At 68.3% G+C, this 12397-nt stretch carries 12 protein-coding genes; 2 read left to right on the top strand and 10 right to left on the bottom strand.

The features are described from left to right. Window positions 1-15: 15 nt before the first annotated feature. Window positions 16-714 carry a hypothetical protein gene (locus C5O79_RS21820; protein ID WP_046549185.1) on the bottom strand — a complete coding sequence of 233 codons (699 nt, stop codon included), beginning with the start codon at window positions 712-714 and terminating at the stop codon, window positions 16-18. A 104-nt stretch (window positions 715-818) separates the two neighbouring features. Beyond that, window positions 819-1289 carry a MerR family transcriptional regulator gene (locus C5O79_RS21815; protein WP_124471815.1) on the bottom strand — a complete coding sequence of 157 codons (471 nt, stop codon included), beginning with the start codon at window positions 1287-1289 and terminating at the stop codon, window positions 819-821. Between the two features lie 78 nt (window positions 1290-1367). On the opposite strand from C5O79_RS21815, the gene C5O79_RS21810 reads away from it, so the two are divergent. Beyond that, complete coding sequence (locus tag C5O79_RS21810; protein ID WP_131931713.1) at window positions 1368-2612, top strand: NADH:flavin oxidoreductase/NADH oxidase family protein; 1245 nt, start codon at window positions 1368-1370, stop codon at window positions 2610-2612. A gap of 168 nt (window positions 2613-2780) precedes the next feature. On the opposite strand, the gene C5O79_RS21805 is transcribed toward C5O79_RS21810, so the two are convergent. The 8 genes from C5O79_RS21805 to C5O79_RS21770 form a co-directional block, all read right to left on the bottom strand. Beyond that, window positions 2781-4898, bottom strand: a complete 2118-nt coding sequence (locus C5O79_RS21805; RefSeq protein ID WP_131931711.1) for a TonB-dependent receptor — start codon at window positions 4896-4898, stop codon at window positions 2781-2783. 53 nt (window positions 4899-4951) lie between these two features. After that, the gene (locus tag C5O79_RS21800) at window positions 4952-7066 is read right to left on the bottom strand and encodes a TonB-dependent receptor (protein ID WP_131931709.1); all 2115 of its coding nucleotides are present in this window, start codon (window positions 7064-7066) and stop codon (window positions 4952-4954) included. Window positions 7067-7239: 173 nt separating this feature from the next. Then, complete coding sequence (locus tag C5O79_RS21795) at window positions 7240-7671, bottom strand: DUF2946 domain-containing protein (protein ID WP_131931707.1); 432 nt, start codon at window positions 7669-7671, stop codon at window positions 7240-7242. Next, on the bottom strand, window positions 7649-9112 hold the full coding sequence (locus C5O79_RS21790) for a PepSY domain-containing protein (protein WP_131931705.1): 1464 nt from the start codon (window positions 9110-9112) through the stop codon (window positions 7649-7651). Before C5O79_RS21790 ends, C5O79_RS21795 begins: the two co-directional genes overlap by 23 nt. Before the next feature lie 242 nt (window positions 9113-9354). Further along, window positions 9355-9840 carry a hypothetical protein gene (locus tag C5O79_RS21785; RefSeq protein WP_046549541.1) on the bottom strand — a complete coding sequence of 162 codons (486 nt, stop codon included), beginning with the start codon at window positions 9838-9840 and terminating at the stop codon, window positions 9355-9357. A 103-nt stretch (window positions 9841-9943) separates the two neighbouring features. Next, complete coding sequence (locus tag C5O79_RS21780; RefSeq protein WP_047851859.1) at window positions 9944-10489, bottom strand: hypothetical protein; 546 nt, start codon at window positions 10487-10489, stop codon at window positions 9944-9946. Continuing rightward, a complete protein-coding gene (locus C5O79_RS21775) occupies window positions 10486-10674 on the bottom strand; it encodes a hypothetical protein (RefSeq protein ID WP_240687918.1) in 189 nt (62 codons plus the stop codon). Before C5O79_RS21775 ends, C5O79_RS21780 begins: the two co-directional genes overlap by 4 nt. A gap of 144 nt (window positions 10675-10818) precedes the next feature. Further along, window positions 10819-11142, bottom strand: a complete 324-nt coding sequence (locus tag C5O79_RS21770; protein ID WP_039354216.1) for a hypothetical protein — start codon at window positions 11140-11142, stop codon at window positions 10819-10821. A gap of 604 nt (window positions 11143-11746) precedes the next feature. On the opposite strand from C5O79_RS21770, the gene C5O79_RS21765 reads away from it, so the two are divergent. Continuing rightward, the gene (locus tag C5O79_RS21765) at window positions 11747-12379 is read left to right on the top strand and encodes a LysE family translocator (protein ID WP_122474833.1); all 633 of its coding nucleotides are present in this window, start codon (window positions 11747-11749) and stop codon (window positions 12377-12379) included. Window positions 12380-12397 lie beyond the last annotated feature (18 nt).

Here is a 12397-nt window from a genome sequence, read left to right as displayed (position 1 = left end):
CCAGCCGCGGCGCCGTCAATGCGTCTTGCTGCAAGCCGGATCGGTGCCTCGCCGCTCGGCCGAATCACACCAGTAATCCGGCCGCCACGCTTCGAACGTGACCGCTTTCGCCGCATTGGCGCGCGTGACGCGCACCGGGTCGGCTTTCAACACATCGCCGTTCGGGTCGTCGTTGAAGCGCCAGTTCCGGAACACCTCGCGATGGAATACCCACGTGCGATGCGCATTGTCGTAGCGAAACGTGACACGGTCGCGCCAGTGGTCATGGCCTGCGAATACGCCCTGTTCGACCGTGAACGTGCGCGGTTCGATCGTGAGCGCGTTGTCGGCGACGCCATCGAGATACGGGTCGCCCATCCCGCCTTCGTCGGCCTTCATGATCACGGTGTCGTTGCGCGCCGCGAGCCGGTAGTGCCCGTCCTTGCCCGGCAGGAAGATCATCAGCGGACGCAGCGACGCCTTGCGCGTCGAGTCGTCGGGCTGATGCGCGACGACGACATAGCCGATATGGGGGCTGTCGGTCAGTCGCCCTGACGCGGCATCCATCGCTTCGTAGCCGGCGGGCAACTGCGCGACGATGTCGTCCGGAAGGTCGGGGGCGTCGGGGCACGCGAACGACGCAGGCGTATCGGCGCACGTCCTGGCGCAAGCGCTGCCGATGCCGAACGTCAGCAGCGCGGCGAGGAGGAATCCTTTGATACGGGGGATCGTCATTCGGATCGGGTCTTGAAGTCGCGTTGCGGAAGCCGGCGCACACGCGTCGACCCGTCTCGCCGCCGCGCGGATTGATGGTTTTTCAGGTGCCGCAGTGTAACCACTCATGCGCGCTTGCGTGTCGGCCGCGGGACCGGCACGGGCGCCGGTGCGGACGCCGGCGCTTCGTCGGCCTGCGCGCACAGCCGGTCGAGCATCCGTTGCGCGGTTTCCGCGCAATCCTCGCCCGCCGGCTTGTTCTCGATCTCGTCGATCAGCACCTGCAGATGTTGCCGGTTCTGCGCGAGACGCTGTTCGAGCAGCACGATTTCGTCGACCTTGTTCCGCAGCGCCACCAGCAGCTCGTCATGCGGCCACGCGCCGAGATCGGGCGGCAGCACCGCGCGGATCTCGTCGAGCGCGAAGCCCGCGCGCTGCGCGCGGTCGATGATCGCGAGCCGTGTCAACGCTTCCGACCCGTATTCCCGATAGCCGTTCGCCTGCCGACGGGCCGGTTCGAGCAGCCCGCTCGCTTCGTAGAAGCGGATGCGGGACGCCGCGAGGCCGCTCGCCTTCGCCAGTTCGCCGATTTTCATGCTGCGCTCCAAGAGGGGCTTGACCTTAAAGTTGACTTTAAAGTTATCGTTGGGCATCGTCAATCGAGGGTGCCCTCCATGAACCTGTTTACACCGCTGACACTGCCCAACGGGGCGGTGATTCCGAACCGTCTGGCCAAGGCCGCGATGGAAGAGAACATGGCCGATGCGAACCACGCACCGTCCGACGCGTTGCTGCGCCTGTACCAGGCGTGGGCCGACGGCCAGGTCGGCCTGATCCTGACCGGCAACGTGATGGTGGACGGCCGCGCGATGACGGGGCCGAACGGCGTCGTGCTCGAGAGCGATGCGCATCTCGAGCGCTTTCGCCGCTGGGCGCAGGTGGCGCGCTCGGGCGGCGCGCACGTGTGGATGCAGATCAATCACCCGGGGCGCCAGATGCAGGCGGCGCTCGGCCAGACGACGTTCGCGCCGTCGGCCGTGCCGCTCGCGCTCGGTGCGCTGTCGAAGCAGTTCCCGGTGCCGAAGGAAATGACGCAGGCCGATATCGCCGACGTGCAGCGGCGCTTCGTGCGCGCCGCGCAACTCGCGGAGCAGAGCGGCTTCACCGGCGTGGAGATTCACGCGGCGCACGGCTATCTGCTGAGCCAGTTCCTGTCGCCGCTGACGAACCGCCGGCAGGATCAGTGGGGCGGCAGCATCGAGAATCGCGCGCGCCTGCTGCTCGACATCGTGCGGGACGTGCGCGCGACGGTATCGCCGCAATTCGCGGTCGCGGTCAAGCTGAACTCGGCCGATTTCCAGCGCGGCGGCTTCAGCGCGGACGATGCGAAGCACGTGGTCGAACTGCTGAATCCGCTCGGCGTCGATCTCGTCGAACTGTCGGGCGGCAGCTATGAAGTGCCGGCGATGCAGGGCGAGGCGCGTGACGGGCGTACGCTCGCTCGCGAAGCGTATTTCCTGGAATTCGCGCGCGACATCACGGCGGTCGCGCGGATGCCGCTGATGGTCACGGGCGGCATCCGGCGTCGCGTGGTTGCCGAGCAGGTGGTCGACAGCGGCGTGGCGATGGTCGGCATCGCGACTGCGCTGTCGATCGAGCCGAACCTGCCGCGCGACTGGCGGGCCGGCAAGGACAGCGCGCCGGTGCTGGAACCGATCCGCTGGAAGAACAAGGCGCTGGGCGCGCTGGCCAACATGGCCGTCGTCAAGTTCCAGCTCACGCGGCTGAGCGTTGGCCGGCGCACGCACCCGCAGGTGTCGCCGCTGCGCGCGCTGGTCACGCAGCAACTGGCCGCGCAGTGCCAGACGCGGCGCTACCGGAAGTGGATGGCCGGGCGCGCGGCGGGCACGCGTGCGTGACATGCGGTCATGCGGCCCGGCGAGGGGTTCGCCGGGCCGCTGTTCGCCGATCCAGGGTGTTCATGCGGTCGCGTGAGCGGATGCGCATTCGCGGTGAGGCCGCGATGAATGCCCCCGCCGCGATGCATGCGCGCCGGCGTCGGGTGCGGCGCACCGCATCGCGCCGTGTCAGAACCGGTAGTTCGCCACCACTTCGAGCCGCCGGTCGTTGCCGAGCAGGTACTGCGTTTCGTTGTAGTACGCGGACTGCACGAAGCGCCGGTTGAACACGTTGTACGCGCGCGCGGTGATCGTCGTGTCCTTGCGCGGCTTCCACGCGAGGCCGAGGTCGACCGTGGTGTACGACGGCATCACGAGCTGGTTCGCGGTGTCGGCGAAGCGCTTGCCGACGTACTTGACGCCCGCGATGCCCGTCCAGTCCGGCGCGAAGCGCCAGCTCACCCACAGGTTCGCGAGCCGTTGCGGCACCGACACCGGCACGTTGCCCGCGCGCGAGACGGTCGTGCCGCCGGACGTCTGCAGGAAGTCGTCGTATTTCGCGCGCAGGATCGACACGTTCGCGTCGACGCGCCAGTCCTTCGCGATCTCCGCGCCGACCGTCGCCTCGAGCCCGCGCGACGACTGCTGGCCGATCTGGATCGACTGGTTCGGGTTCAGCGGATCGGCGGTCAGCAGATTGCTCTTGACGATCCGGTACGCGGCCAGCGTCCATTCCGCCTTGCCGCCGAGGAACGACTGCTTCACGCCGATCTCGATCTGCCGGCCGGTCGCGAGCGTGAAGTTCGCCTTCGACGCATTCAGCGACAGCAGCGAGGTGATCGGATCGGCCGCGACCGAGTACTGGCCGTACACGGCGAGGCCGGGCCGCACGTCGTACACGGTGCCGATGCGCCAGCCCGTGTTCGCGAACACCTTCGTGAACGCGCCGCCGTTCACGAGATCGTCGCGGTTCACGCTCGCATGGTCGTAGCGCAGCCCGCCGATCACCGACCAGCGCGACGTGATTTCCAGCCGGTTCTCGGCGAACAGCGCGTACTGGTTCGCCTGGCTGCGGTACTTCGGATAGGTGCCGGCCGTGTTGACGAAGCTGCCCGAATCGAAGTTGAACGGATCGACCGTCGACGTGCCCGAGTACGGCGAGTTGTTGTCGTGCTGGAACGTCGTGTGATTGAACTCGAAGCCCGTCGAGAACGTGTTGCGCATCCCGAGCAGCGCGGTGGTCACGGTGGCAGCCGTCACGTTGCCGTATTGCTCCTGGTCGTGGAAGATCTCCGTGAAGCTGCTGCGCCGCACTTGCGCGGTCGACGGCAGGTACGTGTAGTACTCGGCGTCCTTCCAGTGACGGTTGCTCTTCATCCGGTACAGCGTGCTCGTCACGTTCAGGCTGTCGCTCGGCTGCCAGTTCGCCGACACCGTCGCCCAGCTGTCGCGAAACGCGATGTCGCTGTCGCCGACGTTGTAGTTCTTCTTGTCGAGCGCGCGATCGCGCGCGCCGTTCACGAGCGGCGCGCCGAAATACTGCATCGGATGCTGGAAGCCCTGCGCATACGACGCGCTCACGTACAGGTCGGACGTCACGTCGTAGCGCAGCGCACCGGAGATCGACAGGTTGCGCGAATTGCCGCGGTCGACCCAGTTCGACGAACGATTGCCGCTGATGTCGAAGCGGTAAGACAGCTTGTCGTTGATCGCACCGCCGCTGCCGAACGCGACCCGCGCCGTGCCCTCGGTGCCGCCGCCGACCTGCAGCTCGTTCTGGATCGCACCGCGCGTCGGCTTCTTCGGCACGATGTTGACGACGCCGCCGATCGCGCCTTCGCCGTAGATCACCGACGCCGGGCCGCGCAGCACGTCGATATGGTCGACCGACCACGTGTCGAACGGAAACGTGACGCCGATCGCGCCGTACGGGCGCACGCCGTCATAGAGCTGCGTGACCGACGACGCACCGACGAAGCCGCGCGCGCCGAGCTCCGAGCCGCCGTTGCCCGGATGCGGCGACGCGCTGATGCCGGCGGCGCGGCTCACCGCGTCGACGATCGCGCTGTCGCCGCGCGTGTCGAGCGTCTTGCGATCGATCTGCTCGACGCTCGCGGGCGTTTCGAGCGACGTCAGGCCGAGACGGCTGCCGGTGTCGAGCGGCTGCGTGAGCGGTGTCGCCTTCCGGGCGTTGACGCGAATCGGCGCAAGCGTGGCGCCGGTGCGCGCGGCATCGCTTTCCTGTGCCTGGCCCGCGGGCGCGAACGCCGCGAGAACGGCGGCAGGCAGCATCAATCCGAACTTCATGTTTCGATATCCTTTGAATCTGTTCAATGCGGTGTTGCGTGAAAGGCGGCGCATCAGAACGCGTACCGCATGCCGGCGAACACGCTGCGCCCTTCGCCCGGATAGAAGATCGCGGTGTTCGCGGTGCGCGCATCGGCGACCGTGCTGATGTCGCTCACATAGCGCTTGTTGGTCAGGTTGCGCGCGTCGACGAACAGCGAGAGGCCATTGCGGAAGTCGTAGCCGGCCTGCAGCCCGAGCAGCGTGTAGCTCGGCACGCGCAACGTGTTCGCATCGTCGGCCCACGCGCCCGACGGCACCCAGTCGAGCGTCGCCGCGATGTGGAAGCCGCTCGGCCGCGCGTAACCCAGCGTCGCGCGCAGCACGTTCAGCGGCACGCCGGCGATCCGGTTGTTGCCGTACTGCGGGTCGTTCTTGAAGCGGAAGTCGTTCAGGTTCCAGATGCCCGACAGCGTGACCTTGTCGCCCGCGCCGCGCCCGGTGACGTTGCGCAGCAACTCGACCGACGCGCCGGCCTCGATCCCTTGCAGCACCGTCTTGTTCGCATTGAACGTCGATGCCGGGACATCCGGGTTCGTCGTGTACTGCAGCAGCTGGTCGCGCACGAGCGAGCGATAGGCGGTCACGTCCCAGCTCACGCGCTCGCGCGAGCCGCGCGTGCCGAACTCGATCGTCCACGCGTGCTGCGCCGCGAGCGGCGTGAAGCGCGTCGTGTTCGAGAAGGTCTGCGTGAGGTCGGTGAAGTCGGGCACGTCCTGGCTGCGCGTGATGTCGACGTAGGCCTGGGTGTGCGCATCCGGCTGCCACAGCAGCCCGAGCTTCGGATTGACGCCGCTGTAGCTCGCATTCGTCGACTTGTAGTTCGGGTTGCGCGGCAGCCCGCCGTTGTCGATGTACTCGCGCACCGAGTGCAGTACCTTCACGCCCGTCATCAGCGCGACGGTCGGCACGAAAAACAGCCGGTTCTCGACGTACGCCTCGTAGTTGAACGCCGTCTGCGTCGAGTCGAGCGTCTGCGCGCCCTTGTTGCCGTTGACGTTCACGTACTGGTTCGCCTGCGTGCGGCCGCCGAAGAAGCGCGCGCCGACGATCAGGTCGTTGCGCATCCCGCCGAGCGTCAGGTGGCCCGTGTAGCGCGGTGCGAAGCCGTAGGTCCAGCCGTCCTGGTCGAGCGCCTGGAAGATCGGGTGATAGAGGCTCTTGTGGATCGCCCACGTGTCGAACTGCAGTTCGCCCGAATCGAGTTTCACCGTCGTGCGGTTCGCGATCCGTTCAGTGCGCGTGTTGCGCGCCTGGTCGCCCGATATCGCGTTCGCCGCGGCCTTGGTCGGATTGTTCAGCGCGTCTGACAGCGACAGCGTGCCGGGCAGCAACTGGTCGACGACGTACACGCCGACGTAGAAGCGCGTCTCGACCGTCGGGCTGAACCGGTAGCCGACGTTCGCGTTGAACTGCTCGTATTGCCCTTTCGAATGATCGCGATAGCCGTCCGCGTGATTGACGCTGAAGTTCGCAAGGAAGTCGAGCGGGCCGAGCACGCGCGAGATCTGCGCGCTGGTGCGCACCGTGCCGTAGCTGCCGCCTTCCACGCGCAGGATGTTCGGCGCATCGGCGGTATGGGCGGTCGGCGTGATGAAGTCGATCGCGCCGCCGAGTGTCGACGCCCCGTACGCGAGGCCGTTGCCGCCCTTGTAGACCTGCACCGCCTGCAGCGCGAGCGGATCGATCTGGTAATAGTCGCCGCTGCCGTCCGCGAGGTTGGTCGGGATGCCGTCCTGCAGGATTTCGAGGCCGCGCGTGTGGTACGAGCGGGCGATCCCCGAGCCGCGAATCGACAGCCGCAACTCCTGGCCGTAGCGGTTCTCGACGAACACGCCGGGCACATCCTTCAGCACGTCGCGCAGCGTGAACGCATAGGTGTTCCGGTAGCTGTCGGCATCGACGAAGCCCACCGAGCCGACCGTCTGCTCGAGCGTGCGCTTCAGGCTGCCGGTCGATTTCGATGTCAGCGAGTCCATCTCGCGGGTTGCGTTGACGTTGATCGCGGGCAGTGTCGACGCGGCCGGCGAGTCGGTCGGCGCGGCGACGGCCTGTGCGCATGCGGCCGACGTGAAGAGCATGGAGATCGCGCCGGACAGCGCGACGGCGATACGGGTCGGGGTAAACATGTCGTTGTACGTAGGGTGAGGGTGACGATGATGAGTCGGACACGATGCGCGCCATGCACGGCACCGGCCGCCGCGCGTGGTCACGCGCGCGGGTTCGGCATCGGGCACCGGCAGGGCGGGCAGGCGAAGCGGACGGCGCCGTGCGGTGTGCGGCGGCGCGGTCGCGAGGAGCGTCAGGCGCGGGCGGAAGGCGGCCCGCGCGCGGCGAGCGCGTAGCGCTTCGGCGGATGGCAGGCAGAGGGGATCAGCGGCTCGGGCGGCGCATGCCGCACGGCCGGGGAAGCGGAGAGCAACACCGCGTATTGCAGCGGCGGATGGCCGGCGAGCAGGCCGCAATAGCCGCAACGGTCGAAATGACCGGCGGATCGAGCATCGGACGGCGCATCCGGTTCCGCGTGCGCCACGAGCGTGTTGCCGGTTGCCGAGCAGATCGGCGCGGCCGGCAGGCCGTCATTGGGAGCGGCCGCGCGCAGTTGCGAGATCAGCGGCGCGACGAGCGCGAGCACGAGCGCGAACAGCCCGAGCCACGCGGTGGCCCGGGCTCGTCGCGTCGTCGCGCCGCGTATGCCGGCGCGCGATGAATCAGGCCGCTGCGCGTGCCGCACGGCCGAACAGCAGACGGTCGATCAACCATACCGCGACGATCGTCGCGCCCATCAGCGGGAAGACGACGCCGAGCAGCACGAGCCCCGCGATCCAGCCGCGCATCGGCGGCGTGCCGCGTTCGCGCGACGGCGCACCCAACTTGCGAGCCGGACGGCGCTTCCACCACATCACGGTGCCGGTGACGGCCATCGCGGCCAGCCCGAGCGACAGCACCGCGCAGACGATCTGGTTCGCGAGCCCGAAGTAGCGGCCCATGTGCAGCGATGTGCCGTACGACACGGCGCGCGATACCGCGCCGTAGTCGTCATAGCGGATGTCCTTCAGCACGGCCCCGCTGTACTGGTCGACGTAGATCGTCCGCTCGGCTTTCGGGTCGTCCGGGAAGTACGACGCGGTGAACACGCCATCCGCGCCGGACGGCAGCGCGAGCGTGTAGCCGCTCGTCACGCCGAGGCTTCCAACGATCGCGATCGCGCGGGCCAGCGGCAGCGGTGTCGGCGTCGGTGCCGACGGCGAATGCGGGACGGGCACGTTGCCGACCGCCCACGGCGTTTGCGGCAACGGCAGGTCGTCCATCACCATCCCCGGCATCGACTCGCCGGATTCGTGGTGATGGCCGGACGGTGCGCCAGCCTCGGCAGGCGCGGGCGCCGCGGCGGCGCCGGGGCGCGTCGAGCGTACCGACGCGCCGCCCCATGCGCCTTCCGGCGCGCCGAGGTTCACGGTGGCGGCCAGCGCCTTGAAGTTCTTGCCCCACGAGCCCGACCACGGCAGCCCCGTCAGGATGAACGCGACCGTGCCGGCCGCGAGCCAGATGCCGGCCGTCGCGTGGAGGTTTTTCCACAGCGGCCGGCCGCGCAGCGACAGGTCGGGGCGCAGTGCCTGCCCGACGCGTGTCGCGCCGCGCGGCCACCACAGCGCGATGCCGGTGCCGATCATCACGAAGGTCCAGCACGCGGCCAGTTCCATCAGCAACTCGCCCGTCTTGCCGAGCAGCAGCTTGCGATGCAGCATCCGGTCGATCTGCATGAAGCGGTTCTCGACGCTCAGCGTGCCGAGCACGCTGCCGTCGTACGGGTTCACGTATACGCTCTCGCGGCTGCCGTCGCGCAGCCGGAACACGTATTCGGCGCTGCGGTCAGGCGCGGTCGAGACCTGGACGGACACCGGCGTCGCGCCGGCCGGCATCGCGGTACGCGCGCTCGCGAGCAGTGTGTCGGCATCGAGCCGCGGCGTGGCGCGCGGCTCGACGACGAGCCGGTGCGGATACAGCAGCGGCTCGATCTGCGGCTGGAAACAATAGAGCGTGCCGGTGATCGCGAGGACCACCAGGAACGGCATGACGAACAGGCCGGCATAGAAGTGCCAGCGCCAGAGCGTCCGGTAGCCCGCGTGGGCGGATTGGGCGGGCGAGATCGCCCGTTCGACGGTGGTCGACATGGTGTCAGCTCCTCGGGTTCGTTGAGCGGCCGCGCCGGCGCGGGCCGGCAGGCGTCAACGCGCGTTGCGCCCGCCTGCGCGCGGCGACGGAACGGGCGGCGCGGCGCCATGCGCGGATGGGGCGCATGACGGCGTCGCCCGCGCGAGGCGGGCAGGCGGGTGAACGCTTGAATCAGGTCGTGTGAGACGAACGGCATGCGGGCCCGCGCACGTCGACGTGTGCGAGCCGCGGGGCAGAACCGTTAGCAGAACTGCGGAGGTGCGCGGGAGGGGGGGCGATCGTCGAAGATCGATCGCACGACCGGAATACGGTCGACGTGAATCCGGAACCGCCGTGGCGCGGCGGCGGGAAACAGCAGCACCAGCAGCACGAACGACGCCAACGCGGTGAACAGCGCGGCGCCGAATGCGCACAGGCTGTCGCCGCTGCCGGACGACGCGGTGTTGTCCGCATGCCCGTCATGCTTGAGCACATCGGCGAGCGCGAGCGCGTCGTTGGCCGGTGTGATCGGCGCGCCGGCATCGAAACGGGCAGCCAGTGCGGCCACGTCGACGATCAGCGGGCCGCGGCCCGAACACAGCACCACCGAGCCCGCATCCGGACCGTCCGGATCGAGCATCACGGCGCCCGACATCAGCGCGCGGGACAGCAGCGTCACGAGGAGGAACCCCCACAGAAGCTGTCGCGCGACGCCTTGCCGGAGCAGGAAGCGGCGAAGTGCGTTCATGGCGCGCGATTGTACCTCCGTTTGCGGCGCGGGGCCGTCCGCCACGCTGATGCACGGCATCAGCCCGGCGTGCTGCAGGAAGCGGACGAACGCACGCGGGCGGCTATTCGGACCCGAGCGATCCGCTGCCGGGTGGCGCGTTCGCCGGGCCATACGACCAGGTGCCGTCCGCGCGGGCGGTCAGCACGTTGCCCGAGCGCCGGTCGTACAGATGCCACTGTTCGTCGGCCGGGTCGTCTCCGTACGGCCAGGTCGTCAGCTTGCCGCCGAGGTCGAAATCGAACGCCCACGAACCCGGCTGGGCACCGGGCGTGACCGATTGCAGGATCTGCCCGTCGAGCCGTTGCGCGGCGGCTGCGATGTCGCCGGATCGGGATTCGCTGTGCGCGAGTTCGAGACCGTCGAGCGTGATCGACCAATGGCAGTAGCAGATCCACAGGTGCCCGTTGCCGGCCACCGTCACGTGCCGCGACGCGAGCCTGTCCCGCGCGGTCGAGGACAGGCCGGGCGAGCCGGCGAGCGGCTCCCGCACGTGCAGCACGGGTTGCCCGAATTCGAACGTGAGAAAGCTGCCCTGGCCTTTCGTCACGGACCAGGCAGGGGTTTCGCAGATGGCCGGCCAGATCTGGTCGAAGTCGACAGCGGTCACGGCGTGCGTCTCACATCGGTGAAACCGACCTTGGCCTCTGCGTCGTCGGCGTGGCCGTCATCGGTGGCCAGCAGATCGGACAGGTCGGCCGGCGACAAGCGCCGCATCGTCCGCACGACGTCGTGATCGTAGCGGCGATCGTTCCGGTCGAGAGGCTTCTGCGCGTTGCGGCCGTAGGGTTTCACGAACACGCCGAGCGTGCCGGCCAGTCGGGATATGCGGTTCCTGGGGATCATGCGGCGAGGTCATCAGGCATGCGCGTGCCGCGAATCGGGAAAGGCCGCCGCAGCCGTACGTAAGGCCCGCGGCAGCCGATGCATTGCGCCGGCTCAGGCCGGATACGCGTCGTCGACTTTCAGGTTCGCGAGCCGGAACAGCGTGCGCAGTGTCTGCGGATGAATGTCGCGGTGCGCGGCGAGCGACGTCAGCATGAAGTCGAGCACCTTCGCGTAGCGGAGCAGCACGAGGCAGCGCGCGAGATCGGGCGTGCGACCGCGCATGTCCTCGGCGAGGTGAACCATTTCGGTGGACAACGAGCGTGCCATCTCGAGTTCCATCTGCTGTTTTTCGGTCCAGTCGGGCAACGGCTGTTCGAGCAGCTTCGCGAGAAAGAGCTGGAACGACGTGTCGGACGAATTGGGCAGCATATCCATGAAGGGCCTCGTTACTTGCTCGGATCGTTCGGGCGTGTCCGCTGGATGCGCCCGACGGTGGGTTCGTGTCCGCGCGGTGATCGGCGCGGCGGTTACCCGAACGGGATGCAGGTTTCGTACCAGCGGCGCGAGACGATTGTTGAGTATTGTTGAGATGCGCTGTGGCGCAGGTGGCGAGTCCCGCCGGTACTGGGTTGCGGAGGTGATCGAGGAGGACATCTACACGCGCGGCGCGATGCATGTGAGGGTCAGGGAACGGCTCGCCGAGGCGAAATGCTTCACGGATGTAACGTAACGCCCGTTTAAATCTCGTGACGCGTTTGCGCGGCGAACCGCGCGAACTGCACGACCCGCGGCGGCCCGCGCATTCCGCCTGCGCTTGCCGGGCGTTCGGCAGGCCGGACGCGGTGCGACAGGAGGTTCGCCCCGGCGCGGCGGACGCCACCGGCGAATGTGATGGATGTTTCAAATCCGAGACGGATTTGCGCGCAGCGATCCGGCGGCGCGCCCTGTCCAACTGGCCCAGCGAATTGTCGGCCAATTGTCCATGGGCAGACGGCCCGGGTTTGCCAACAATCTCCCGATCATCCCTGCGAGGTTCGACATGAGCGTCCACACCTTCTTCTCGGCCAACCTGATGCTGGCCTACACGGCTTATTTCATCGGGACGGCCAGCCCCGGCCCGAGCAATCTCGCGATCATGTCGGTCGCCGCGAACCAGGGCCGCAAGGCGGCGTTCGCGTTCGCGCTCGGCGTCATTTCCGGGTCGATGTGCTGGGCGACGGTGGCGGCGCTCGGCGTGTCGGCCGCGCTGCTCGCGTGGTCGAAACTGCTGGTCGCGATCAAGCTCTTCGGCGGGCTGTACCTGCTGTGGCTCGCGTTCAAGTCGGGGCGCACGGCGTGGTCGGGCAAGGCGGCGGCATCGCTGAACGCAGCGGGCGAGCAGCGGCTGTCGCGCTTCTATGTCCGCGGCGCGATGCTGCACCTGACCAATCCGAAAGCGATCCTCGTGTGGGTGTCGATCGTCGCGCTGTCGTCGAACGGTGCGGGCGCGTCGCACGGGGCCGTCGTGCCGGGCTGCCTCGTGATCGGATGCCTGGTGTTCGGCGGCTACGCGCTCGTGTTCTCGATGGACGGCGCACGCCGGATCTACGTGCGCGGCCGGCGTGCGATGGAAGCGTGTCTCGCCGTCGTGTTCGGCGTGGCGGGGATCCGGTTGCTGGTGTCGAACGTGTGAGGCGGCACGCCCGCGCAT

The organism is Burkholderia sp. SRS-25 (assembly GCF_004343765.1).
Lineage (GTDB): Bacteria > Pseudomonadota > Gammaproteobacteria > Burkholderiales > Burkholderiaceae > Burkholderia > Burkholderia contaminans.
The sequence above is the reverse complement of the archived record's forward strand: the minus strand, read 5'-3'. Positions and strand labels throughout refer to the sequence as shown.

What these genes read in the sequence shown, in the direction of transcription:
- C5O79_RS21820 (WP_046549185.1), bottom strand. Translation starts at nt 714, where the DNA reads ATGACGATCCCCCGTATCAAAGGATTCCTCCTCGCCGCGCTGCTGACG.
- C5O79_RS21815 (WP_124471815.1), bottom strand. Translation starts at nt 1,289, where the DNA reads ATGAAAATCGGCGAACTGGCGAAGGCGAGCGGCCTCGCGGCGTCCCGC.
- C5O79_RS21810 (WP_131931713.1), top strand. Translation starts at nt 1,368, where the DNA reads ATGAACCTGTTTACACCGCTGACACTGCCCAACGGGGCGGTGATTCCG.
- C5O79_RS21805 (WP_131931711.1), bottom strand. Translation starts at nt 4,898, where the DNA reads ATGAAGTTCGGATTGATGCTGCCTGCCGCCGTTCTCGCGGCGTTCGCG.
- C5O79_RS21800 (WP_131931709.1), bottom strand. Translation starts at nt 7,066, where the DNA reads ATGTTTACCCCGACCCGTATCGCCGTCGCGCTGTCCGGCGCGATCTCC.
- C5O79_RS21790 (WP_131931705.1), bottom strand. Translation starts at nt 9,112, where the DNA reads ATGTCGACCACCGTCGAACGGGCGATCTCGCCCGCCCAATCCGCCCAC.
- C5O79_RS21785 (WP_046549541.1), bottom strand. Translation starts at nt 9,840, where the DNA reads ATGAACGCACTTCGCCGCTTCCTGCTCCGGCAAGGCGTCGCGCGACAG.
- C5O79_RS21770 (WP_039354216.1), bottom strand. Translation starts at nt 11,142, where the DNA reads ATGGATATGCTGCCCAATTCGTCCGACACGTCGTTCCAGCTCTTTCTC.
- C5O79_RS21765 (WP_122474833.1), top strand. Translation starts at nt 11,747, where the DNA reads ATGAGCGTCCACACCTTCTTCTCGGCCAACCTGATGCTGGCCTACACG.